Origin of the sequence: Arenibacter antarcticus (assembly GCF_041320605.1) — a bacterium.
Classification (GTDB): domain Bacteria; phylum Bacteroidota; class Bacteroidia; order Flavobacteriales; family Flavobacteriaceae; genus Arenibacter; species Arenibacter antarcticus.
Map to the genome: position 1 here is coordinate 2219818 of NZ_CP166679.1, position 25856 is coordinate 2245673.

A 25856-nucleotide genomic window follows, 5' to 3' on the forward strand; every position below is an offset into this window, starting at 1 on the left:
TTATGATTGGGGAATATCGGCAACTGCAGCCGCTGTGATGGTAGTTGATGAGATTTCTGTAGTATAGAAAAGCTTAGGAATAGAATATTAATAAGTAGGTTTTGTTGGGGTGGGGCAATCAGGCATGGTCAAAGTTAATTTGGAATTGGAGGTTCAAATGATAAGGAATATTGGTGCTAATGTGGATACAAATAGGATTGGAAATGAATACTAATTACAAAGTTTATTTAGGAATCTTTTTTTTAATGTTTTGTCTTCCTTTCATTGCAAGTGGGCAAGCTAAGAAATCAGATTGCAAAATCATAAAGGCAACAGAATTCGGTGCCTTTCCCAATGATGAAAAGGATGATACGGAGGCTCTTAGACGTGCTGTAAGATCAGCAGCATCTTACCTAGAATGTGCCATTTTGTATATTGAACCAGGGATTTACCACATATCGGATCCACTAGCATTAAAGATCCAAGAGGAGGCCATGTCAGGGAAATTAGGCGCAAATCCCCAGGACAAATTGTTCATTCCCAATCAGGAATATGCCATTGGTCTTGATTTTGAAGGAGCAGAAAATCTGGTCATTGAGGCTGCAGGGGTGCAATTGTTATGTGATGGTTGGATGGAGCCACTTTCGTTTCGGAATGCCAAAAACATAACCTTAAACGGCATTACTATAGATTACAAACGAAGACCCAACAATCAAGGAGAAGTTATGGCCCTAGGGAGCGACTATGTTGAGGTGTGTTTTACAGACAAGGAGATGCTGCAGCATGAACAGGTTGTATTGCGTATCATGGTGTTCGATAAAGAGAAAAATGCCTTTACCGGGGCAGGAGTCTATCACGAGAAAATGGAATTCGTGGCTCCCAATACTGTGCGTTTTTATGGAAAGAAGATTAGGAATCAATCGGGAATAGGAAATATGCTGCTCACCTTTTCTGGGTATCATTATCGTCCAGCCATTTTAATTTATAAGACCCAAAATATTGAATTGAACCATGTAACCATACATTCCCAAGCGGGAATGGGAATTGTGGGGCATCTCAGTGAAAACATTACCATGAATCACTTAAGGGTAGTGCCTTCTGAGGGGCGTTATGCCTCTACCAATACCGATGCCACCCATTTTGCCACGAACAGGGGGTTAATTAGGTTTAATGGTTGTGAGTTTGCTGGTCAGGGTGATGATGCCACCAATGTGCACACCTATTATGTTTCCATTACCAATACGTCAAAAGAAGGATATTACGATATTATGGTCGATAGAAATAATTATACCCATTCTTCTTATCTAGATGAACCTACGGAAGGTGATATAATGGCTTTAGTCGATAAAAATACAATGGATGAATTGGATTACGTTAGGGTAAGACGATTTTGGTCCTATCCTTTGCAGGACAAGGTTAGGATTCAATTTGATGGAACGCTACCTGAAAAAATAGAAGATTACTACCTAATTAATATATCGGCCTCACCAAGATTGGAGTTTGTCAATAATACGATCCGTTCCCACAGGGCAAGGTCGGTTTTAGTAAAGACCCGTAAGGTGTTGATCCAGGACAATTCTTTTGAAAATACGACCGGCACCGCTATACACTTGGGTGTAGAAGGTGATTGGGGTGAGGGACCAGCCTCTGAAGATGTGGTTATAAGCGGCAATGAATTTACCAATTGTGGTTTAGGCGGTGCCAATGACGGCACTTTAGACGGTGCATCGGCAATTGCACTTCATGTAAAGGCCAAAAACACCAGCGTGCAGGGATTGCATAAGCGTATATTGATATATGATAATACTATTGATGGTGGGCAACATGCCATTGTCGTTAGAGGTTCAGAGGATGTGACCCTAAGAAACAATGTTTTTAAAAATATTGATGGAGATCCAATTATAATTGGCTCATCAAAACGTGTTAGTGCATTTGATAACAAGGGTGCTGAGACATTGAATACGGATGTTAATGTTCCGATACTACCAAATTTATAATCATGTAAAAATGTAGAATTCCTCCTTTATAGATTAACGACAATTTTCGAATAAACACTCGCTGCGCTAAGTCTCCCGACTTAGTGCCGGAACTTGCTTCATATACTCCCAAAAAATAAGCCTTTCATTTCTGAAAGGCTTTCCTAGTAGTTATGAGTGCTTTACCATTGCATAATAAAATATTATAAATACGCTAATAATCAATGTTTTTATTTATAGTCTTTGATATCAAATAATATCGTTTAAAACCAATAAATGTTGTACCTGTTTTTATTATCTCTGAACCTCCTAGTGACAAAGGGTATGAAACAGATATTCATCCTGTTTATAACCCACCTTTTATAACTGATGAAAATGGAGGGGTCATACCAAGAGCATTTGGTATGTATCCAACAGCTTATAATCTTTGGCAATCGTTAGATTTGCTTATTCGCCTACCCTAACATGGGATTGAAAGTCTATAATTTATAAGCCCTGGATCATTGGGAAGCTAATACAAATGTTCGTTTCTATAATGCAACAGATAAGCCACTTTATGACCCAACATTTGGGTTCGAATTTTGAAATTATTGGTATTCCATATGAATACTCTTCGATTTAGAAATGATTAAAAGATTTATGGCACTTAATTTCATCAAAATAAAGCGGCATAGTGGAAATAGGTTATATAAAACGCCGATTTAAAACGAAAAAAAAATCATTTGATTCTCTTTTGCAAATTATATTAGTTGAATTATACAACTTTTCTTCATAATTGTGTAAGGTTTTCTCTGCTATATGCAGCCACCTTTGATGCGTGAAAAATTTTTCCACACCAAAAACAAAAATTATGAATTTTAATCCCCAAAAATTATGATCACTAGAAAATTACTTACAACATTCGCAGTTGCATTTGTTCTTTTGTTTTCAGGTTGTGCAGACGATGATTTCGAACAAATCGATGGTGTTTGCCCACTTGTTATTTCGACTACCCCCGAGAACCTTGCCACAGGAGTACCTCTAAGCCAGATTATTACAGCAACTTTCAATGAGAAAATGAACCCTTTAACAATTTCAGAGGCTTCATTTACAGTTGGATCTGGTACATTGATAAATGGAACTGTTACCTATACCGATTCAACGGCTGTTTTTACGCCTTCATCACTTCTTGATGAAAACACGGAATATACCGGTACAATTAAAACAGTGGTTAAAGATTTCAGAGGAAATGCTTTGCAGGAAGATTATGTTTGGACATTTGTCACTGTTCCCCCTTCACCAGAGTTTTCTGTCGTACTATCATCAAATCCAGCTCTTGGCGGCGTAACTGCTGGAGATGGCCTATTTGACGAAGGTACTGCTGTAGCTGTAACAGCAACTGCAAATACAGGGTATACTTTTGTGAACTGGACATTGGCTGGAGTTGAAGTTTCAACCAATGCAAATTATACATTTACATTAAATGCAAACACTACCTTGGTTGCGAATTTTGATATTAACACTTATACATTAGTTGTGACCGCTCAAAACGGTACGGTTGAAATTGTTCCCAATCAAATAACTTATGACTTTGGAGATACCGTACTACTTAATCCTATGCCAGATCCGGGATATGAATTTAGCTCTTGGAGCGGAGATGCCACTGGAAATAACGATCCATTAAATGTACTTATGGATACTGATAAAAATATCACGGCAAATTTCAGTGTAATTCCACCCGTTGCTTGTACCCCTGCAATAGATTTGGGAACTGCCGCCAATTACGTGATATTGGCTGAATCAGGAATATCTACTACAGGTACAACTTCTATTACTGGCAATATGGGAATAAGCCCTGCAGCAGCAACTTTTATAACCGGATTTGGCTTAAGTTATGCCGCTGGAAGTACTTTCTCAACTTCAAGTTTAGTAAACGGAAAAATTTACGCTCCTGGTTATGCAAACCCAACGCCTTCTAATTTAACCACAGCTGTAGACAATGTGCGTACTGCATTTACCACAGGGAATGGGTTGGCCCCAGGCACAACTGAACTGTTGGCCGGTAATCTTAATGGCCAAACTTTGGCAGCAGGGGTTTACAAATGGAGTACGGGAGTTTCTATAACAAATGGCATTACATTGGACGGTGGTGGTGATCCTTGCGCGATGTTCGTATTCCAAATTGCCCAAGAACTTACAGTAGCGGATAATGCTATTATTACTTTAGCAAATGGCGCAAGCGCAGATAATATTTACTGGGTAGTAGCAGGGTCAGGCGCTATACTTGGAACAACTGTCCAGTTCCAAGGAAATATCTTATCTAAAACTTTAATATCCTTGAATACAGGAACAACCGTTAATGGTAGATTATTAGCACAAACTGCGGTTACATTGGACGCAAACAGTGTTGTTAAACCTTAATTAAATTTAGAAGTCCCCCCAAAAAAAGGGGGGATATTCTTTAAAAAAATATTTTACAAAATTTAATTCACAAAATAATGAATAATAAAACAACAAAAAAAAAGAGTTTGCTTTTTGCCGGCTCCCTTAAACTTACCCTGAAAGGCCTTATTATAGGTGCCATGATTTTAACAGGGATTGAAGCGCCGCTTCAAGCACAGGAAGTAGAATACTCAAGACCTTCTTGGTACTTCGGTTTAGCAGGTGGTGCGAATTTTAATTTCTATGATGGTTCAACTCAGCAGTTGAATGCCAATTTTACACCTGCCACTACTTTTCATAAAGGTTCAGGTATTGGACTTTTTCTTGCCCCCAGTATAGAATTTTACCGTCCTGATACCAGATTCGGGGTTATTTTACAAGCCGGTTTAGACAGCCGTAAAGGGGATTTCGACCAACAGTTGACCGATTGTAATTGTCCGGCCGACTTGTCAACCGACTTAAGCTATTTTACAGTGGAGCCTAGTTTGCGGTTCGCGCCATTTAAGTCTAATTTTTATTTATATGGTGGCCCACGATTTGCTTTCAACTTAGACAAAGGATTTACATACCAACAAGGTATAAATCCAAATTTCCCTAATCAGGTTGCTCCAGCAGATGTAGAAGGCGATTTTAGTGATGTGGAAAAAACGATTATCTCTGTACAAGTTGGTGCAGGTTATGATGTTCCTTTGTCTAAAACAACTAGCAAAACACAATTGGTGCTTTCACCTTTTGTAGCTTTTCAACCATATTTTGGCCAATATCCACGTTCAATAGAAACTTGGAACATAACTACAATAAGAGCTGGGGTTGTTCTTAAACTTGGGGCTGGAGAAAAAGTTTCAGCGAAAGTGGAAGAGGAAGTTGTCTTAATGGTTCCCAAAGCTGAATTTACGGTTATCTCTCCATTGAACGTTCCTGGAGAACTTAGAGTAACAGAAACATTCCCTTTACGTAACTATATCTATTTCGAAAAAGAATCTACAGCTATCTCAAAACGCTATGTATTATTGAACAAGGATCAGGTAAAAGACTTTAAAGAAGAGCAAGTTGAAGTGTTTGTGCCAAATATAGAATTGGCAGGTCGTTCAAAACGTGAAATGACGGTTTATTACAATATTTTAAATATTCTTGGCGATCGTATGGGAAAAAATCCTGCCTCAACAATTGTTTTGGTTGGATCTTCAGAAAAAGGTTCAACAGAAGGAAAACTAATGGCAGAATCTGTTCAAAAATACTTGGTGGAGGTATTTGCTGTTAATACTGCAAGAATTGCGATTGAAGGAAGGGACAAACCAAAAATTCCATCATTGAAACCAGGTGCTACAAAAGAATTGACACTTCTTCAAGAAGGTGACCGTAGAGTTTCTATTGAAAGTAATTCTCCTGCTTTATTAATGGAATTCCGTAGCGGTCCTGCTGCACCACTAAAGCCGGTAGTACTTGTAGGAGTCCAGGAAGCACCAATTGATAGTTACGTAACTTTTAAAGCTGTAACAGAAGATGAAGCGTTTACTTCTTGGAAAATGGAGATTACGGATAAAGACGGAACGGTACAAAATTTCGGTCCTTATACACAAGAAGAAGTGAGTCTTCCCGGAAAATCCATTTTAGGAACAAATCCTGAAGGAGACTACAGAATGAAAATGATCGGCACAACCAAAAATGGCGATGTTATAACTAAAGAATCTTCTGCACACATTGTGCTTTGGACACCTTCTAAAATTGAAGAAGGAATGAGATTCAGCATTCTTAATGAATTTGATGACGAGAGTGCAATTGCAATGTATGATAAATATCTTACAGAGATCGTGGCTCCTAAAATTGCAAATAATGCAAAAGTTATTATCCACGGTTATACAGACATTATTGGTGAGGAAGACTATAACTTAAAACTGTCTTTAAAAAGAGCTAATAATGTTAAAACCATTTTGCAAAGAGCCGTGTCTAAATTAGGCACAACTGGTGTAACATTTGAAACTGCCGGATTGGGCGAAAATTCAAACGCAGCTCCTTTTGGAAATAAACTCCCAGAAGAAAGAGCTTATAACCGTACTGTTATTATTGATGTTGTTCTACAAAAATAAATAATATAACTTGTTATAAAAAAAGGGGTCGTCCAAAAACAATTTGGACGACCCCTTTGTTGTATGCCATGCATGGCTAATAACTGGACGGTACAAGTAATTTATGGGGGCTGTAGTTACCTGCCATTAGCTCAAGGAAAGGGTGTCCATCGTGAGATGGAATCTGATGGAAGCCTGCAGTAAAGTTGGTAAGCAAGAAATATGGAAATTGTTGTACATATGTTGTACAGTAGAAATAAAAAAAGGGCTTCAATCTCTTGAAGCCCTTGTCTTTCTTAGTAGCGGGAACAGGACTCGAACCTGTGACCTTCGGGTTATGAGCCCGACGAGCTACCTACTGCTCTATCCCGCGATCTGCGTTTCCAAAATATTCTACTTAGCTTTTAACTCTCAGTTCATAATGCTGACTGAATTATTTCGGACTGCAAAGATACATCCTTTTTACGATTTCCCAAATATAATTCGAATTAAATATTGAAAATCGACCTAAAATTTTATCAAACTAAAGATTTTCAGACTCTTGGCCGGGAATTTTAATTTACTTTTCTAAGCTAGTGTCGGGCGTAGACGAAGTATAAAAGTTGGAAATGCGATTTTTAGCAGACCTTTTAGAGGAGTGATTATAATACTTGAAACTGCTAATGACCGAAGTGAGTTATTGTGGTGTGGCCTTAGTTTTAAGTAATTTATTATGTAAAAATACCTAGTTGTAGTCTACCTTGTCCAAAATCTTTCTATTTTGTATCGATTTTAATTAAAATCCATCACCTCTAATTCGCCCGAACATTTATGGATAACTATGGTTTTCTCTCAATTTTACCTCCTGTCATTGCTATTGTATTGGCGCTCAGAACAAAACAAGTTTATATAGCCCTGCTTTTTGGAATTTGGTTTTCTTGGATTATAATCAATGATTGGAATTTTTTGACAGGTACCTTTGCCACCGTAGAAGGGCTGGTCAATGTTTTTAAATCCCCGGGAAATACAAGGACCATTATGTTCAGTGCGCTGGTGGGGGCTTTGCTGTTGTTTATCCAATACTCCAAAGGAGTTGAGGGTTTTATTAACGTTCTAAATAAAGTGATTGCCTATTTTGAGAAAAAGCAAAGTGGATACAGTAGGGTAGTAGTGCAGCTTATGGCTTTGATAACAGGGCTCCTTTTGTTTGTTGAGACTAGTATTAGCTCTTTAACTGTAGGTACGCTATATCGGCCCGTATTTGATAAACTAAATATACCAAGAGAAAAACTGGCCTATATTGCAGATTCCAGTTCTGCGCCTTCGTCTATATTAATCCCTTTTAATGCCTGGGGCGCCTTTATAATGGGGCTGTTGCTTACGCAAGGGATAGAGGATCCCTTTGGGACTATGCTTTCTTCTATGGTATATAATTTTTACCCCATTCTTGCTATACTGTTTGTGTTTGTGGTAATTATTTCCAAAAAAGATATTGGACCCATGGCCAAAGCTGAAAAACGGACGCGGGAAACGGGAAAATTGATGAACGACAATGCCCAACCTATGTTATCCAGTACGGTAACCTCCTTTGAGTCAAAAAAAGGGATCAAGGCAAAGGCGTACAATATGGTAGTGCCATTGGCAACCATGGTGGTAATGATGCCCGTTTATTTGGCATATACAGGTTGGGGTGCTATAGATAATTCGGGTTCCTTTGGGGATAATCTTTTTAAAGCCATTGGTAACGGATCTGGTTCATCGTCCGTTTTGTACGCCGTACTTACCGCAATTATAGTGGCCATGGTGCTGTATAGGTCTCAGGCAATTATGAAAACCAAGGAGATGGTGGATTTGGTCCTAAAAGGGATTAGTGAACTGATGCCCTTGGCCCTCTTAATGTTGTTAGCCTTTGCGATAGGTGATGCCTGTAACGAATTAGGGACCGGGGAGTTTATTGCCAATTGGTCTAAAGATTGGTTGTCTCCCGCCTTTTTACCTGCCCTTATTTTTGTCATTAGCTCTTTTATCGCATTTTCAACCGGGACGTCTTGGGGTACGTTTGCTATTGTGATGGCAATTTCCGTGCCTATGGCGGAAATACATGCTGCACCATTGTCGTTAGTGGTGGCTGCCACTCTTGGGGGAGGGATATTTGGTGATCACTGTTCCCCAATATCGGATACCTCCATAATTTCTTCCATGGCTTCCGGTAGTGACCATATAGACCATATTAATACACAGTTGCCTTATGCGCTGATTGGCGGATTAATCACAGTGGTCCTTTATATAATTTTAGGGTTAATTATAATTTAAAACCAATGATTCCCTTACCTTTGCACTTCTAAAAGCAAATTAAGGAACATGTCTCATAAAGCCGGTTATGTAAATATTATAGGGAATCCCAATGTTGGGAAATCTACGCTGATGAATGCCTTTGTTGGGGAGAAGTTATCTATAATAACCTCCAAGGCGCAAACTACCCGGCACCGGATTTTGGGTATTGTAAACGGAGACGATTTTCAAATGGTTCTTTCCGATACTCCAGGAATTATTAAGCCAGCCTATGGACTGCAGTCCTCTATGATGGATTTTGTGAAATCAGCCTTTGAGGATGCTGATGTTTTGGTCTATATGGTGGAGATTGGGGAAAAGGCATTAAAGGACGAACGTTTTTTTGAAAAAATTAAAAATAGTTCCATTCCCGTACTTTTATTGTTGAACAAGATCGATATTTCCGAACAAGGAGTATTAGAAGAACAAGTGCAATACTGGCAAGAACAGTTGCCTACGGCGGAGATTCACCCCATATCTGCTCTACAGAATTTTAATGTAAAGGAAGTATTTCTCAGGATTCTGGAATTATTGCCAGTGGGACCGGCATACTATCCCAAAGACCAGCTAACTGATAAGCCGGAACGCTTTTTTGTTAATGAGACTATAAGGGAGAAAATTCTACAGTTTTACAAAAAGGAAATTCCATATGCGGTAGAAATAGAGACCGAGGAATTTTTCGAGGACGAAAAGATTATACGAATGCGTTCCGTGATTATGGTGGAGCGCGATTCCCAAAAAGGCATTATCATAGGTCATAAAGGGGCTGCACTAAAAAGAGTAGGTGTAGAGGCAAGGAAGGATCTGGAGAAATTCTTTGACAAACAGGTGCACTTGGAGCTTTATGTGAAAGTGAACAAAAATTGGAGAAACGACCCTAATCAATTAAAACGATTTGGGTATAACAATTAACCCATTTAGGAGGGGGAAATGACATGGTGTCCCAGTTGGCGCATCATATAATCATTTAATTGTTGCATTTGATCATTTCCCTTTCTTTTTCCGTTCCTGCCAAAGAAATACAGGACGATCCATAAAGCTATCATAAGGGCCATAAGCCCCATTTGTAGCTCGTAGGATTTACCCAAAGCATGACTAGAATATGCCCAGACTCCTAATATGATAAACAGGGTGGCTACCACAAAATGTACAAACATAAAAAAGGTCCACAAGGTTGGATTAGGGCCAAACAGGCCGTAAAGGGTGCTTTTTCCCGCTACGTGGTCAACAATCTCGATCTGTAATTGGGGCGACCAAAAATTAGATTCCACTTTATTGAACTTAATAAAAACATGATGATCCATACACTTCACAACAAAGGGAGGTTCTTCAGTATTTTTGAATAATTCCAAAACGGGAAGGGCATTTTTATTTAGTAAGAGTTGAAATCTAGGGCGTAAGACAATACTATTGGGGAGGGCCATCAAACTAAATTACTGTGAATAAGGAGAAAAGATACTGTTTTTACCTCGATTATAAATAGTACTTTTGCATCAAATTAAAAAATATGAGTGCAATAGTTGCTATTGTAGGAAGACCTAATGTAGGCAAATCAACTTTTTTTAACCGTCTTATCCAAAGAAGAGAGGCAATTGTTGATGCCGAGAGTGGGGTAACGCGTGACCGTCATTACGGAAAAAGTGATTGGAACGGGATAGAATTTTCAGTGATAGATACCGGGGGATATGTACTTGGTAGCGATGATGTTTTTGAAAAAGAAATTGATAAGCAAGTAGAACTTGCAATAGACGAGGCTGATGCCATTATTTTTATGGTGGATGTGGAGGCTGGAGTTACCGGTATGGATGAGGATGTTGCCAATCTGTTAAGACGGGTGAACAAACCTGTATTTTTAGTGGTGAATAAGGTAGATAACGGCAAGAGAGCCGAAAATGCAGTGGAGTTTTATTCGCTTGGACTTGGGGATTACTATACCATTGCAAGTATAAGTGGAAGTGGTACTGGAGACCTTTTGGACGATCTAGTGAAAATATTGCCCGAGAAAGAAAAGGTAGAGGATAATCTTCCTCGATTTGCAGTAGTGGGAAGGCCCAACGCTGGGAAATCATCGTTTATAAACGCCCTTATTGGGGAAGAAAGATATATCGTTACCGATGTTCCTGGAACAACTAGGGATAGTATAGATACAAAATACAATCGTTTTGGATTTGAATTTAACTTAGTGGATACCGCAGGAATTAGGCGTAAGGCTAAGGTGCGGGAAGATTTGGAGTTTTATTCTGTAATGCGTTCCGTAAGGGCCATAGAGCATTCAGACGTTTGTATTCTAATGTTGGATGCTACCCGTGGGTTTGATGGGCAGGTAGAGAATATATTTTGGTTGGCACAGCGAAACAATAAGGGGATTGTAATCTTGGTAAATAAATGGGACCTTATAGAAGATAAGGAAACCAATACTATTAAACAATACACTCAAAAAATAAAAGAGGCCATAACTCCCTTTGTGGATGTGCCTATTCTTTTTATATCCGTACATACCAAACAACGGATCTTTAAGGCCATTGAAACTGCAGTGCAGGTTTATGAGAATCGCAACAAAAAGGTGGTTACCAGAAAATTGAACGATATAATGTTGCCCATTATAGAAAATTATCCGCCGCCGGCATACAAGGATAAATATGTGAAGATAAAATTTTGTACCCAGTTGCCCACTCCTTATCCCCAGTTTGCATTCTTTTGTAATCTACCACAATATGTTAGGGATCCCTATAAGAGGTTCTTGGAGAACAAACTTAGGGAGCATTTCGATTTTACCGGAGTGCCAGTAACGGTGTTTATGAGGAAAAAATAACTGTAATTTTTTGGTTCATGGCCTAGTGCTTTGTACTATTAAAGTTCTGTTAATCATTTGGGTTAGGCTAGGTGTTGGTCTATTTTTGGCAACTTCTATAGTTGCCATCATTCCAACACTAACTTACCAATGAATAAACTTTTTCTTTCCGCTCTCTTTGCTATTTTATTTTTTTCAGTTTCTTATTCCCAAGATTTTATATTAAGTGGTAAGGTGGTAGATGCTATCACCAATACTCCTTTGGAAGCTTCCACTATATACGCGGAATCTGTTAAAGACAGTACATTAATTGCTTATACCATCTCTAATCAAACAGGAGAGTTTGAGCTAGAGGGAAAAACCAATCACAAGGAGATGAAGGTGTTCTTTACCTATAATGGCTATAAGTCGTTGGTGATGAATATAAAGCCTAAGGAGAAGGTTGAATTGGGGAAAATTCAATTAGAGGAGCAAGCAGAAGAACTGGATGAAGTACGACTTGTAGGGCATAGGATTCCCATTACCATAAAAAAAGATACGCTAGAATTTAATGCCGATTCTTTTAAAACCAGACCAGATGCCACGGTAGAAGATGTGCTGAAAAAATTACCGGGCGTGGAGGTGGATTCGGATGGTAAAATTACCGTAAACGGTAAAGAAGTAGATCGTGTATTGGTTAATGGGCAGGTGTTTTTTAGTAACGACCCCAAGGTGGCTACCAAGAGTCTGCCTAAAGATATTATAAGTAAAATCCAAATATCCGACACTAAGACAAAAAGACAAGAATTTACAGGAGACGATGCCGATGGCGAGAATAAGACCATTAACCTAACCATCAAGAAAGATAAGAATAAAGGGTATATGGGTCGAGCTTCTGCAGGTTACGGTACGGATGACAGGTATCAGCTAAGCGGATTACTTAATTATTTCAACGATACCCAACGTGTAAGTTTTATAGGAGGTGCCAATAATATTAATAACTCCGGTTTCTCATACGATGAGATTTATGATATGGTAGGGAATTCTGGGGCTAGGGGATCTAGTCTTCTAAATAATTTTGGAAATGGGATTACGACTTCATCAAATTTGGGAGCTAGTTATGCCAATGCAAAAAAAGGTAAATATAAAGTAGACGGAAATTACTTTTTTGCCTACAGCGACTCTTATAATGATCAGATGACCAACAGGGAAAATATTTTGCCAGATCGTAGATATTTCACTGAAAATGTATCCAATTTTGTGGGGGCTACCAACTCTAATAAGGGGTCTGCAAATCTAGAATTTGATATTGACGAAACCCTTAGGGTGTCGGTACAACCCAACTTAAGTGTCAATTGGAACAACTCCAACAATAGTAATAATACGGTAAGTAAGAATGAGGACGGTGACCTAATAAATTCTAACGAGCGAGTGTCTATAAGCGATGGCTATCAGAGGAACTTCTCCAATAGGGTTAGTCTAATGAAAAAATTAGATACCATTGGCACCATTCTAAGTTTTACCTTTTCTAATAATAACTCTGAAAATAAGAGTACTTCCAGTTTAAATTCTATTCGTGAAATATATGGGGGCGATGCCAGCTTAGAAATCTTGGATCAATTATCGGAAGTGGATAATAGGCGCGACTCCTATGACTTGGAGGGTTCTTTCAGACAGCCTTTGGGCAGTAAAGTATTCCTAAATCTAGGTTATCAGTTTTCTCATGAGCAAAGGGGAGATAATATAGAGGTAATGGATTACGATGATAATACTAATGGATACAATCTTTTTAACGAAGCGTTGAGTTCCGATTTTAATTTTACCAACAAACAACAAACCCCTTCATTAGGAATCCAAAGTCAAGGTGAGAAACTTAACTTTATGGTCAGTGCAAATTATGTTTTTACCGATCTTAATAATACGGATTATTTAAGGAGTAGTGGCTTTTCCAATTCCTATGAAAACCTAACGTTCAACGGCAACATCAATTATACCTTAGGGAAAAATAAGCGATTATCTCTTCGGTATAATCCTAGATTGAATATCCCTAATGTAAATCAATTGCAGCCAGTTCCCAACGTAAATAATCCTTTAAATATCGTTATTGGTAATCCAAACTTACAACCGGGTGTAAATCACAGTATTAGTTTTAATTTTAATAATTACAATTGGAGGGAACGCAGTGGTGTTTATTTGTACTCTGGACTTAATATGCAAAATAACTGGGTTTCGGCTGTAACTACCACCGATGAAAATTTCTTAAGAACCACTAGATTTGCCAATGTAAATGGCAACTATAATGGTTATGGCGGCTTTGGTTATTCCAAACAGATTAAAAAAGATAGTGTGTACACGCTTAGATTTAACATTAGGCCTAGCTTTAGTATAGATCAGCGAGTAAGTTTTACCAATGGGGTAGAGCTTAAAGGAAATAGCATCAGTGTTTCTCCTTACGTTTCTACTACCTACAATTATAAGGAACTTTTGGAAATAGAACCAGGGTATGGGGTTTCGTTTAATAATACCAAATACAACCTAGATAATATAGATGATATATCATATACTTCCCAGAACGCTAGTTTAAGGGTAACTAGTTATTGGCCAAAAAATTTAATTTGGGGGAACGACCTACGCTATAGCTATAACGGAAATGTTGGGCCAGGATTTAAGAAAGATGCCTTATTCTGGAATATGAGCCTAGGTCTTCAGGTGCTAAAAGAAAAGGGAACGGTAAAAGTATTGGCATACGACCTGTTGGATCAGAATATAAATACACGTAGGACAACTGGAGAAGATTTTATCCAAGACTACCAGGGTACTATGTTAAAGCGCTATTTTATGGCTAGTTTTAGCTATAAATTTGATCAGTTTGGCGGTAAGAAACAAAGTAGGGGTAGGCGTTTCTAAGGCTTGTACCACTTTCTTTTAAAGTGATTCATTTGTAAGTGTTGTCTCGGTATATTCTTGTTCTATTGATAGTGAATCCACACCGCAAACCACACTAAGTTGTTGGGGATATAGCTTTGCATAAGGGTTGAGATCTAATACTGGTATGGAGAGTAGATGGCCTTATCGTATTAATTAGTTTCTTTAGTTGATGTTGTTTACAGCAAAATCTCGTAATTTTAAGGAGTAACAACCCCTAATTTATCAAGATATGGCAGCTAACAATCCTGTGGTTTGGTTTGAAATATATGTAAACGAAATGGAAAGGGCCCAAGACTTCTATGAGGCCGTTTTAAAAATTAAATGTAGTAAGCTGCCCATGCCCCAAGAGATACAGGGTAATATGACGATGGTTACGTTTCCGATGAATATGAATGGGTCTGGTGCAAGTGGTGCCTTAGTGCAAATGGATGATTTTAAAGCGGGTGGAAACAGTACTGTAGTGTATTTTCATTGTGACGATTGCGTAGTGGAAGAGAATAGAGTAGAAAAGGCTGGGGGCAAGGTGTTTCAGGGCAAACATTCCATTGGGGAGTATGGATTTATTTCCTTAGCTTATGACACAGAGGGGAATATGTTTGGGCTACACTCTATGTCATAAAATTAGAAATCCATTTTAAGTTATGGTTTGCTATTGCTTAAGTAGAATCGCAAGTTTTCTTCTTAGCAAAAGAATAGAAGTGTTTAATGTAATCAGATCTCTTACCAGCTTCCTCCTGCGCCACCTCCGCTAAAGCCTCCGCCACCGAAGCCTCCACCGAAGCCTCCACCGCCAAAGCCGCCACTGCCTCCAAATCCTCCTCTAGAGGAGCCTGTTCCCTGGCCGCTGCGCCCCATACTACTAAGGATAATCATGTCCCAAATATTCAAGCCGGTAGATTTTCCACCACCCTTGCCGCCGCCACCTTTTCTTCCTCTATTAGAAAGAATCATCATGATAACGATAAAAACAATAAAGGGTAAAACGGAAGAAAAAGGAAAGTCGGGGGATTTATCAGGCGTACGTTCCCCTTTAAATTTTCCATTTAAAGCCTGAATAATGGCATCGGTGCCCTTATCTAGGCCAGTATAGTAATCCTCTTTTTTAAATTCTGGAATAATTATGTTTCTCGTAATTTCACCTACTATGCCAGATGTAAGTCTATCCTCTACGCCGTAACCCGGGGATATCCATATTCTACGTTCTTTCTCTGCTAGTAGAATAAAAACGCCATTGTCCTTATCCGCCTGACCAATTCCCCATTTATGAGCCCACCTTGGGGTTAGTAAGCCAATGTTTTCTCCATTTATGGTGTTGACAATAGCAAGAACAATTTGTGTTGAAGTAGTATCTGAATAAGAAATTAATTTTGTTTTTAAAGCTTGTGCTTCCGAGAAGGAAAGCACCTTGGCGTAATCGTATACGCTGGTAGGTGCTTTGGGCGCCTCTGGAATAGTGAATTGGGCGAATATACTTGTGAAACAAGCTATAAAAATCCAGGATAAAAGTGTTTTTTTCAACATTAATTACTGTGTTTTATCCTTTCGAGATCTCATCAGAAAGTTCATTTTCATCATCCTTTTGCCATGGAAAATGCATATTAAGTTCTTTTCCAGCCAGCAAAACACCTTCAACTAGACCTTGTTTAAATCGCTTTCCTTTAAAGTGGGAGATGATAGTGTTTTTTGTGGAGTCCCAGAAATTTTCGGGTACAACTTCATCGATCCCTTTGCCTCCACAGATGGCAAAAGTGTGTTCTTTAACGGCTACGTATATTAATACGCCATTGTCGTGTTTGGTATTATCCATTTTTAAAAAATGGAAAAGTTCTTTGGCACGTTCAAAGGGATCTTTGCCACATCCGTCTTCTATATGCACGCGTATTTCTCCCGAAGTTTTAAATTCGGCGGAACGAATGGCTTCAACAATTTCCTGCTCTTCTATTTGGGTTAGAAAATCTTCAGTGGCAGACATTTTTTCTTCTAATTAAAATCAAATTCAACGTCCACAGGATTTTCGGCCCCAGGTTCAGAATCAAAATATGGTTTGTCATCAAAACCGAACCAACCCGCTAATATAGAGTTTGGAAATATTTTTACGTGGTTGTTGTAGGGTTTTATAGCCTCATTAAAACGTGTTCTTGCTGTTTGTATAGTGTTTTCGGTGCTTGTTAATTCATCTTGCAGTTTTAAAAAGTTTTCATTGGCTTTTAAATCTGGATAACGTTCTACAGTTACTAAAAGTCTAGACAGTGCGCTGCTTAACCCTCCTTGAGCTTTATTAAATTCTTGTAATTGATCCGCAGTAATGTTGGAGGGGTCTATAGTAGTCTGAGTAGCTTTGGAGCGTGCCTCAATAACCTCACGTAGGGTGTTGCGCTCATAATCGGCGGCGCCTTGTACGGTTTTCACAAGATTTCCAATCAAATCGTTACGACGCTGGTAGGATGTTTGTACATTACCCCAAGCTTCACCTACATTTTCATTCAAGGATATGGCGGTATTGTTGAAGCCTACACCATATCGGTAAAATCCAAAAACAATAATTACAATGACAATAACAGGGATTAACCATTTTTTCATAAGTGGTGTATTTTAATTGTTTGTGTTTATAGTTGATTTTTTATTTTGATCAATTCAGCCTTTACTCTTTCCAATTTTTGGATAACATCAAAGGTAGTCAAGGTTTTTTGTTTGTCCTCTTTTAAATGGGTTTTTGCTCCCTCCAAGGTAAATCCACGTTCCTTAACCAAATGGTAGATCAGTTGGAGGTTCTTAATATCTTCGGGCGTAAATTTTCTATTTCCCTTGGCATTCTTTTTGGGTTTAAGCACATCAAACTCCTTCTCCCAAAAACGGATAAGGGAGGCGTTCACCTTAAAGGCTTTGGCAACTTCGCCAATTCCGTAATATCTTTTTTCAGGGAGGTCTATATGCATTAATCCAGTGATTGGTTTTCCTGTGTAGCGTATTTCAGCATATTTTCAAACTCTTCCGCTGTTAAACTTCCATAGTAGAAATTAATAGGGTTTATCCTTTGATCGTCCTTCCAGACCTCATAATGTAAGTGGGGTGCCTCGGATCTTCCCGTATTGCCCACAAAACCAATAAGGTCACCTCTTTCTACCTTTTGGCCTTTTTTTACATTGTATTGGCTTAAATGGCCGTAGAGACTCATGTACCCATAACCATGTTCTATTCTGATATGCTTTCCATAACCGGAAGAATTGTTGTCTGCGCGCAATATTTTGCCATCTCCCGAGGCATAGATTGGGGTGCCTTTTGGGGAAGTGAAATCCATTCCCCAATGCATTTTTCGTGCCTTGGTAAATGGGTCGGTACGCCAGCCATATCCCGAAGCCATTCTGGTGAGATCTTCATTTTTTATGGGTTGAATAGCGGGGATTGCGGCTAAAAGTTTTTCTTTTTCTCCTGCTAATTTAGTGATCTCATCCAAGGATTTTGATTGGATCACCATCTGTTTTTGAATGATTTCCATTCGCTTGGTCGAAGCAATGATCATCTCGGAATTATTGAAGCCTTCTAGGGATTTATATCGATTTACCCCACCAAATCCTGCCTTTCTTTGTTCCTCAGGAATTGGGTTGGCCTCAAAATACAATCTATAAAGATTATTGTCTCTTTCCTCTATATTTCCCAGTACTTGTTCTATCTGTAACATCTTCCTGTTGAGAATTTCAAACTGAAGCTCGTAATTCTTAACCGCCCGCTGTAAGGAGAGCTCATGCGGGGTGTTGATTAAATTAGTGTTCAATAGAAAAATCAGGCCCAAAAAACCAAATAGCAAGGACCCTAAAAAAAAGAAAGCAATGTTTCTATATCGCTTTACTTTTTTGGGCTCTATCTTGCGATAAGATAGGGTGTCAGGGTCGTAATAATATTTTACCTTAGACATGTATGTAATTTATTCTATTTTTGTGCTGGTATTTATCAATAACACGCAAAGTTAGTAAATGTTTTCTACCATCAGTTAAATATATAAAAAGTGTACCATTATACATGAGATCCCAAGAAATTAGAGCCAAGTTTTTAGAGTTTTTTAAGGAAAGAGCACACAAAATTGTTCCTTCTGCCCCAATGGTCATCAAAGACGATCCGACCTTGATGTTTACCAATGCGGGAATGAACCAGTTTAAAGAATTCTTTTTGGGCAATTCCGTACCCAAATTTTCCAGGGTGACCGATTCCCAAAAATGCCTTAGGGTAAGCGGAAAGCACAATGATTTGGAAGAGGTAGGGAAAGACACTTACCATCATACCATGTTTGAGATGTTGGGGAACTGGAGCTTTGGGGACTACTTTAAAGAAGAGTCCATAGCTTGGGCATGGGAGTTTTTAACAGAAGTGTGTAAAATAGACAAGGATAGCCTTTACGTGACTGTTTTTGAAGGTAGTAAGGATGTAGATAATCTGGAGCAAGATACCGAAGCATTGAATTTTTGGCAAAATATAGTGGCCAAGGATAGAATATTGTTCGGTAATAAAAAGGATAATTTCTGGGAAATGGGCGATCAAGGCCCATGTGGACCATGTTCCGAAATCCATGTGGATATACGATCTAAAGAGGATAAGGAAAAGGTGTCCGGTGCCTCCTTGGTAAATATGGACCATCCGCAAGTAGTGGAAATTTGGAACCTTGTATTTATGCAATACAATAGGAAGGCCAATGGGAGCTTGGAACCATTGCCCGCAAAACACGTAGATACTGGGATGGGCTTTGAGCGACTCTGTATGGTGATGCAAAACGTACAATCCAATTATGATACAGATGTATTTACTCCCCTAATCAGAGAGATAGAGACCATTGCAAATGCCAAATATGGAAAAGATGAAAATATAAATATTGCCATTAGGGTAATTGCCGATCATATTAGGGCAGTGGCCTTTTCTATTGCGGACGGACAATTGCCAAGTAATACAGGAGCAGGTTATGTAATCCGTAGGATCCTTAGAAGGGCCATTAGGTACGGGTTTACCTTTTTAGATACGAAGGAACCCTTTATGTACAGGCTGGTAAAGGTGCTTTCCGATAATATGGGTTCGGCATATCCCGAACTTAAAGTTCAAAAACAGTTGATAGAGAATGTGGTTAAAGAAGAGGAGCAATCATTCTTAAAAACTCTGGATCAAGGCTTGGTGTTGTTAGATACCATGATCTTGGCCAATAAAGGGACTATATTGGATGGTAGAAAAGCCTTTGAGCTTTATGACACCTTTGGTTTTCCAATAGATTTAACTGCTCTTATTTTAAGTGAAAGGGGCTATGAATTAGATGAAAAGGGATTTGGGGTCGCTATGCAGGAACAGAAGGCCCGCTCTAGGTCAGCCTCAGAGGTTTCCAAGGATGATTGGGTGATCTTGTCCAACGATCTGGAACAGGAATTTGTGGGTTATGATCTGATGGAAGCCAATGTGAAATTGGTGAAATATAGAAAGATTACCTCCAAGAAGGAAGGTGAACAATATCAAATGGTCTTTAATTTAACTCCTTTTTACCCAGAAGGTGGTGGACAGGTAGGTGATAAAGGCTATCTGGAAGCGGCCAATGGGAATGTGTATTACATTTTAGACACCAAAAGGGAAAACAATGAAATTGTACATTTCACCAAGGAATTGCCATCGGAGGTAGACGATAGTTTTAAGGCTGTAGTAGATAAAAAACAACGTTGGAGAACTGCTTGCAACCATACCGCTACACACCTTTTGCATCAAGCATTGCGTGAAATTTTAGGAACCCATGTAGAACAAAAGGGTTCTGCGGTTCACTCCAAATATTTGCGATTCGATTTTTCCCATTTTGCCAAACTCACCGTAGACCAAATAAGAGAGGTCGAGAATTTTGTAAATTCACGTATCTACGGTAACCTGCCCTTGCAGGAGCAGCGTGGTGTTCCTATGGAAGTAGCTGTCAAAGAAGGCGCAGTGGCCCTTTTTGGCGAGAAATATGGGGATACCGTAAGAACTATCCGTTTTGGGCAGTCTATTGAACTTTGTGGTGGCACCCATGTTAAGAATACTAGGGATATTTGGCATTTTAAAATTAGATCGGAAGGAGCTGTAGCTGCTGGAATACGAAGAATTGAAGCTATAACCTCTGATGCTGTTAAGGATTTTTATTCCGAAAACAACAGGTTGATGTACCAGATAAAAGACCTGCTTAACCATACTGCAGATCCAGTGAAAGCCTTGGGAGCTTTACAAGAGGAGAACTCTTCGTTGAAAAAGCAAATTGAAGGCTTGTTAAGGGATAAGGCCAAAAACTTAAAAGGGGATCTCTTAAACGAACTAACCGAAGTAAACGGAGTGCAGTTCCTTGCGAAAAAAGTGGACCTAGATGCTTCCGGAATTAAAGATCTATCTTTTGAAATGGGGAGCAATAGAGATGATTTGTTCTTGTTGTTCGCCTCGGAACAAGAGGGGAAGGCTATTTTGTCCTGTTACATCTCTAAGGAAGTAGTAACGCAAAAAAAGATAAACGCCGGTACCATAGTAAGGGAATTAGGGAAATACATTCAAGGTGGTGGCGGAGGTCAACCCTTCTTTGCTACGGCAGGGGGTAAGAATCCTGCAGGTATCCCGGAAGCCTTAAAAATGGCAAAGGAGTATTTAACCTAATGCCCAACTGTTAACTGAGGCCTGGCAGGAGTTCCATATCCTGCGGCTTCACTGTACGGTTTAGGATGTTTTATTAAATGAAGTGCGGACTAAAATGAAGCTACAAACCCAAATACCGTTATATAAGGTTGCCGACCAAATGGACTATCAGGGTAAGGTGGTTCTGTTAGGCTCTTGTTTTTCAGAAAATATCGGTGATAAATTGAGTTATTTTAAGTTTCGAGCCTTAAGCAATCCTTTCGGAATTTTGTTTCACCCAAAGGCCATAGAGCGTTTGGTTGCCAGATGCGTTAATAAGCAATTTTACACAGAAGGGGATATTTTTTTCCACAACGAACGTTGGCATTGTTTTGATGCTCATTCCGATCTTTCTGCCCTTACCAAAGAACAATTGCTCGAAAATTTAAATACAGGTTTAAGTGTTACCTTGGCAGAGATTGGTGCCGCTTCCCATATCTTTATTACATTGGGCACTGCCTGGGCGTACCGTCATAAAGAAACCGATCGGTACGTCGCCAATTGCCATAAGGTGCCACAAAAGGAATTTTCCAAGGAGATGATATCGGTAGAAGCCAACGTGGAAAGTTTAAGACATATTATGGAGCTTGTAGGAACTATCAATGAAAATGTTCGGTTTATTTTCACAGTATCGCCAGTAAGACATCTCAAAGATGGTTTTGTGGAAAATCAGCGTAGTAAGGCAAATTTAAGTACTGCCATCCATGAAGTATTGGAGAAATCGCTTAATGTGACTTATTTTCCCGCGTATGAAATTATGATGGACGAACTGCGGGATTACCGTTTTTACAATGCCGATATGGTTCATCCCAATACGTTGGCCATAGATTATATATGGGAAAAATTTAAATATGTTTGGATATCAGAAGCCGTGTATACGGTGATGGAAAAAGTGGACCAAATTCAAAAGGGAATGAAGCATAGACCGTTTAATCCTTCTTCGGAACAACATCAACAGTTTCTGGACAAGCAACAGCAAAAAATTATGGATCTCTTACTAGAGTACCCATTTATGAAATTTTAAGGAATGAAAAATATATTTACTGGGGTGCTACTTGCCTTGGCGGCAGTGTTAATTTTCCGTTCCTGTTCGGAAGACAAAAAGGAGAAATCGATCTTACAAGAGAATTCGATGCTTATTCAGCAACAAATAGAGAATGTTTCCAAATTAATTGTAACCGAAGGGCATTTTGCGGAGGTGTACAATTATAAAGATTCCCAACAATTGTTTGGGCCATTGATAACCGCAAATAAAAAAGCCTTAGTGGTGGTGAATGCCGAGGTAACTGTGGCCTATGATCTAAGCAAAATAAATTATGAGGTAGACAAGGAGGCTAAAACTTTGTTTATCCGGAGTATTCCCAAAGCAGAAATTAAGATAAATCCAGATTTTGAGTATTATGATGTTACTTCAGATTTTCTTAATCAGTTTAATGCGGAAGACTACAATAAAATTAAGCGCAATGTAAATGCTTCCTTGATGAAAAAGATTGAGGCTTCTACTTTAAGGTCCAATGCAGAAAACCGATTGGTCAGTGAGCTTTCAAAGTTTTTGGTGCTTACAAATACGATGGGTTGGACCTTGGTTTATGGTGACAATACCGTTCAGAATTTAGAAGAATTAAAGTCTGCAGAGCAATTTATAAAGCATTAGTCCCTGTTTATCGCAGAAAGGTGTCGGCCCACTTAATATATTGTTCCCAATCGTAATCCGTAACATCGTGCTTGCCTGTGCGTATATGATAGGCAACTGTGTTTAGGATGGGTGAATTTACAACTGGCATGTCCATGATATTAATACCTTTTTTACCGTATAATTCATAAACAGACGATGCGTAAAGGGCAGAAAGAAATTCGCCCTTGGGATCTGCCCACCTATCTTCTTCCGCACTGGCGATATACAAGGGCCTAGGCGCAATCAGGGCCAAAAGTTGGTGTTGGTCTACGGCCAATGTCTCTTCCTTATTATTGAACTCTTTAAAATTCGTACAAAACCAGTGTGGAAACCTTTCGTTTATGACCCCTATAGTCTCTCCAAATTTCCGCTTGGAAAGGGCGGCTCCCCCACATCCTGAATTATTGGAAATAACACCTGCAAACCGTTTGTCATTGGCTCCTGCCCACAGGGCTGCTTTACCTAATCTGGAATGGCCAAAAGCAATGACCCTTGCCGCATCAATTTCAGGATCCTTTTCAAAATAATCCATTGCCTTGCTCAAGCCCCAAGCCCATGCGGAAATACTTCCCCATTCATCTGCTTTTGGATGTTTTTGGTTCTTACTGTATAAGAGGCTTTGGATACCGTCTGAAAAATCGTCCTTGTCCGGATCAACTTCCCCGTAGTAAATGGTGGCGAGGCCGTAACCTGCATCTATAATTTTTTCAATGGCCCAGCGATGGGTCCGCTTGCCGCGGGATGCTGCTGTTAAAGTATTGTTTACAATGTCAAAACCTTCATTATTATCGGCCCAAGCGGTTGAAATTAAGACCGACTCGTCTTCGGTAATCGTATGATTGCCGTAAAAGTTATAGCCTAAAAAAACCGCTGTATTTTCAACCTTCTTGGGGAGATATAACAAAATGGTAAAGCTCAGTACTTTATCATTATGTTTAAAAGTGAGTTCAACCTGCCTCCGGTTCGCCTTTCCATTAAGGGCATTGTCTTCCTGTTCTAAAATCTTATAGGAATCTATCTTAAGATTTTTGGGAATCTTTCCATAGACCTTGGTTTCAAAATAAGTATGTAATTCTGGCCTTCTCACATTTTCCCAATCCCCAATAGTGCCAATTGTTTTTCCCTTAAAGGTGACCAAGGGGTCAGGTACCTCAAAAGAGGGAACTTCACTTTCATTGTAAATGGTTTGGGCTTTAGAAAAGGACATGGAAAAAAGGAATAATAATAGTGTTAAATGGACCGGTAATTTCATAGGTTATCTAATTAATGGTCAGTTATATAGGGTGAATAATTGTTGATCATAAAAACTCTAAAGTACTAATTTTTTAGCTACCAGTTCCAATCCGTCATCTATTAAATGTCCAACTTTTGGCTTGTTCTGTTTTACAATTTCCAGATGTTCCGCTATTTCCTTTGCAAACTCCCAATCCTCATTGTTTTTTGCCAATTCGTACAATTCTACGGATAATAGCCAATCTTCCGGGTGGTTCAGTTTTAGTTCTTGAAAAATCTTGTTTCGGGAGGTATTGGTGTTTTTTCCATCCCTAAACTCCCTTACTTGAAGGTAAAGTTGTTCCAATTCCGTGTGCTGCTCGGTTTTGGTAGCCTTAATAGTGGTGTCGGAAATCTTATGGGTAACTAGATCAAAGCTTGACAGATCTGCCGGACCGTTGAAGACAGAAACAATAGATTCTCCCACTGCCATATGGTAAAGTCCTTGCGCTGGTTGGAACAGTATTTTATCATAGTGTTTTACCGTGCAATTTGCCAAGCTGATCAAGATAATTTCGCCTTTCAAATTCCTGGTCCCTGTTATAATTTTCCCGCTTATGGTAATCCCCCCAACAAATTCTAGGGTAACCACCTCGCTCTCGTAAATATTATATGCCTTTAGGTCCCTAGGGCTCATGTTCTCAATGGCTATATTTATTCCCGTTAAATTTCCAATCGGGGAACCAAATCCATGGGGGTGTTGTTTGGTGCCATGTCCTATCAATTCCTTTTCCCTGTAAGAGAGTGCCGTCTTTCCTTCAGTGAAAAGATAAACGGGTTTCCCTTCATATGCGATTACAGTACTGAATTTTCCTGAAATCTGAAGGCCAGTGCTTAGTTCTACCGTTCCTAGTTCCTTGGATTCAATTAATTTTTCCAATCCCCTTAAGCCGCCTTTCCGCAGCGACATGGTGTTGGCGAATTCTTCCAATACTTGATTGAGATAAGCAAAATCTGGAGTTACAAAAAGTTGTGGTTGTGGTTTGGTAATATCAAAAGAGGTATGTACGGAATTAATGGAATAGGGTATTTTCTTTACCGCATCGGTCATGCACCAGGCACTTTCCCCAATTGAGGATAAAAGTCCCGCCCCATATATTTTTGGGTTTTCCACGGTGCCAATCAATCCGTATTCTACCGTCCACCAATGTAAGTTTCTTATAAGGGCCATTTCACTGGGTTTCCCCATATTGTGCTGTAATTCCGCCACTTTTTTTTCAGCTTTGTCGATTCGGTCTTGGGGAGTGCCTTGTGCTTCTTTTATTATGGAGAGGTGTCTAACGGCTTCGTAGAGTTCGTAATCCTTAGCACTGGAAATTGCCTTGCAGCCTATTTCTCCAAATCTTCTAAGATACTCGGCGTATTCAGGATTAGCAATTATAGGAGCATGTCCGGCACCTTCATGTATTATATCTGGGGCAGGAGTGTATTCTATGTGCTCCAATTGCCTTATGTCTGAAGCGATGACTAAAATGTTATAGGCTTGGAATTCCATAAAGGCAGATGGAGGGATAAAACCGTCCACCGCTACTGCGGCCCAACCAATCTCCTTTAGAATGCGGTTCATCCCATACATATTGGGGATATGGTCTATGGAAATGCCTGTTTTTTGTAGTCCGTCTAAGTAGCTTTTATGGGCTACCCTGCTTAGGTAGTCCACATTTTTTCGCATTACGTAGCGCCATACAGCTTGATCTATAGCAGTATACTCCTCGTAGTTTTGAGGTTTTATATACTGTCTTAAATGCTCGGGGAGCTTCTCCAATATATAGTTGCTTTCGTAAGACATGGTTTCTGTTTTGCTCTAG

At 39.3% G+C, this 25856-nt stretch carries 19 protein-coding genes and 1 tRNA gene; 11 read left to right on the forward strand and 9 right to left on the reverse strand.

Annotated elements, in window-relative coordinates; translation table 11 throughout:
* Window positions 1-203 precede the first annotated feature (203 nt).
* The 3 genes from KCTC52924_RS09095 (at window position 204) to KCTC52924_RS09105 (ending at window position 6463) form a co-directional block, all read left to right on the forward strand.
* The gene (locus KCTC52924_RS09095) at window positions 204-1976 is read left to right on the forward strand and encodes a right-handed parallel beta-helix repeat-containing protein (protein ID WP_251806414.1); all 1773 of its coding nucleotides are present in this window, start codon (window positions 204-206) and stop codon (window positions 1974-1976) included.
* Window positions 1977-2828: 852 nt separating this feature from the next.
* Window positions 2829-4355 carry an ice-binding family protein gene (locus tag KCTC52924_RS09100; protein ID WP_251806415.1) on the forward strand — a complete coding sequence of 509 codons (1527 nt, stop codon included), beginning with the start codon at window positions 2829-2831 and terminating at the stop codon, window positions 4353-4355.
* Between the two features lie 77 nt (window positions 4356-4432).
* Window positions 4433-6463 (forward strand): OmpA family protein, encoded by a 2031-nt coding sequence (locus KCTC52924_RS09105; RefSeq protein ID WP_251806416.1) that lies wholly within the window; start codon window positions 4433-4435, stop codon window positions 6461-6463.
* A 279-nt stretch (window positions 6464-6742) separates the two neighbouring features.
* On the opposite strand, the gene KCTC52924_RS09110 is transcribed toward KCTC52924_RS09105, so the two are convergent.
* Window positions 6743-6815, reverse strand: a tRNA-Met gene (locus tag KCTC52924_RS09110).
* Window positions 6816-7252: 437 nt separating this feature from the next.
* Here KCTC52924_RS09110 and KCTC52924_RS09115 point away from each other — a divergent pair.
* Window positions 7253-8734, forward strand: coding sequence for a Na+/H+ antiporter NhaC family protein (locus KCTC52924_RS09115; RefSeq protein WP_251806417.1), 1482 nt, complete (start codon window positions 7253-7255; stop codon window positions 8732-8734).
* Between the two features lie 48 nt (window positions 8735-8782).
* Complete coding sequence (gene era / locus KCTC52924_RS09120; protein WP_251806418.1) at window positions 8783-9664, forward strand: GTPase Era; 882 nt, start codon at window positions 8783-8785, stop codon at window positions 9662-9664.
* A 5-nt stretch (window positions 9665-9669) separates the two neighbouring features.
* On the opposite strand, the gene KCTC52924_RS09125 is transcribed toward era, so the two are convergent.
* Window positions 9670-10104, reverse strand: a complete 435-nt coding sequence (locus tag KCTC52924_RS09125) for a GTP-binding protein (protein ID WP_251806419.1) — start codon at window positions 10102-10104, stop codon at window positions 9670-9672.
* 155 nt (window positions 10105-10259) lie between these two features.
* Between KCTC52924_RS09125 and der the strand changes: the two genes are divergently transcribed.
* The 3 genes from der (at window position 10260) to KCTC52924_RS09140 (ending at window position 15069) form a co-directional block, all read left to right on the forward strand.
* Window positions 10260-11564 (forward strand): ribosome biogenesis GTPase Der, encoded by a 1305-nt coding sequence (gene der, locus KCTC52924_RS09130; protein ID WP_251806420.1) that lies wholly within the window; start codon window positions 10260-10262, stop codon window positions 11562-11564.
* A gap of 129 nt (window positions 11565-11693) precedes the next feature.
* Window positions 11694-14429 carry an outer membrane beta-barrel protein gene (locus KCTC52924_RS09135; RefSeq protein WP_251806421.1) on the forward strand — a complete coding sequence of 912 codons (2736 nt, stop codon included), beginning with the start codon at window positions 11694-11696 and terminating at the stop codon, window positions 14427-14429.
* 250 nt (window positions 14430-14679) lie between these two features.
* Window positions 14680-15069, forward strand: coding sequence for a VOC family protein (locus tag KCTC52924_RS09140; RefSeq protein WP_251806422.1), 390 nt, complete (start codon window positions 14680-14682; stop codon window positions 15067-15069).
* Between the two features lie 101 nt (window positions 15070-15170).
* Here the strand turns inward: KCTC52924_RS09140 and KCTC52924_RS09145 are convergent, their stop codons facing one another.
* From KCTC52924_RS09145 to KCTC52924_RS09165, 5 genes are read right to left on the reverse strand one after another with little or no spacing between them, the layout of a single operon-like run.
* Window positions 15171-15971: a YgcG family protein gene (locus KCTC52924_RS09145; RefSeq protein ID WP_251806423.1), complete on the reverse strand. Its 801-nt coding sequence runs from the start codon at window positions 15969-15971 to the stop codon at window positions 15171-15173.
* Between the two features lie 13 nt (window positions 15972-15984).
* On the reverse strand, window positions 15985-16422 hold the full coding sequence (locus KCTC52924_RS09150; protein ID WP_251806424.1) for a TPM domain-containing protein: 438 nt from the start codon (window positions 16420-16422) through the stop codon (window positions 15985-15987).
* Between the two features lie 8 nt (window positions 16423-16430).
* Entirely contained in the window at window positions 16431-17030 is a 600-nt protein-coding gene (locus KCTC52924_RS09155) for a LemA family protein (protein WP_251806425.1), read from the reverse strand.
* A gap of 26 nt (window positions 17031-17056) precedes the next feature.
* Window positions 17057-17386, reverse strand: coding sequence for a MerR family transcriptional regulator (locus KCTC52924_RS09160; RefSeq protein WP_251806426.1), 330 nt, complete (start codon window positions 17384-17386; stop codon window positions 17057-17059).
* On the reverse strand, window positions 17386-18363 hold the full coding sequence (locus KCTC52924_RS09165; RefSeq protein WP_251806427.1) for a M23 family metallopeptidase: 978 nt from the start codon (window positions 18361-18363) through the stop codon (window positions 17386-17388). Before KCTC52924_RS09165 ends, KCTC52924_RS09160 begins: the two co-directional genes overlap by 1 nt.
* A gap of 104 nt (window positions 18364-18467) precedes the next feature.
* Between KCTC52924_RS09165 and alaS the strand changes: the two genes are divergently transcribed.
* The 3 genes from alaS to KCTC52924_RS09180 all read left to right on the forward strand — a co-directional run bounded on the left by alaS (window position 18468) and on the right by KCTC52924_RS09180 (window position 22755).
* Window positions 18468-21083, forward strand: a complete 2616-nt coding sequence (gene alaS / locus KCTC52924_RS09170) for an alanine--tRNA ligase (RefSeq protein ID WP_251806428.1) — start codon at window positions 18468-18470, stop codon at window positions 21081-21083.
* 94 nt (window positions 21084-21177) lie between these two features.
* Window positions 21178-22125 carry a GSCFA domain-containing protein gene (locus KCTC52924_RS09175; RefSeq protein WP_251806429.1) on the forward strand — a complete coding sequence of 316 codons (948 nt, stop codon included), beginning with the start codon at window positions 21178-21180 and terminating at the stop codon, window positions 22123-22125.
* 3 nt (window positions 22126-22128) lie between these two features.
* The gene (locus tag KCTC52924_RS09180; RefSeq protein WP_251806430.1) at window positions 22129-22755 is read left to right on the forward strand and encodes a DUF4230 domain-containing protein; all 627 of its coding nucleotides are present in this window, start codon (window positions 22129-22131) and stop codon (window positions 22753-22755) included.
* A 7-nt stretch (window positions 22756-22762) separates the two neighbouring features.
* Here the strand turns inward: KCTC52924_RS09180 and KCTC52924_RS09185 are convergent, their stop codons facing one another.
* Both KCTC52924_RS09185 and KCTC52924_RS09190 read right to left on the reverse strand, forming a co-directional pair.
* A complete protein-coding gene (locus tag KCTC52924_RS09185) occupies window positions 22763-24028 on the reverse strand; it encodes a S9 family peptidase (RefSeq protein ID WP_251806431.1) in 1266 nt (421 codons plus the stop codon).
* Between the two features lie 57 nt (window positions 24029-24085).
* The gene (locus KCTC52924_RS09190; RefSeq protein WP_251806432.1) at window positions 24086-25837 is read right to left on the reverse strand and encodes an aromatic amino acid hydroxylase; all 1752 of its coding nucleotides are present in this window, start codon (window positions 25835-25837) and stop codon (window positions 24086-24088) included.
* Window positions 25838-25856 lie beyond the last annotated feature (19 nt).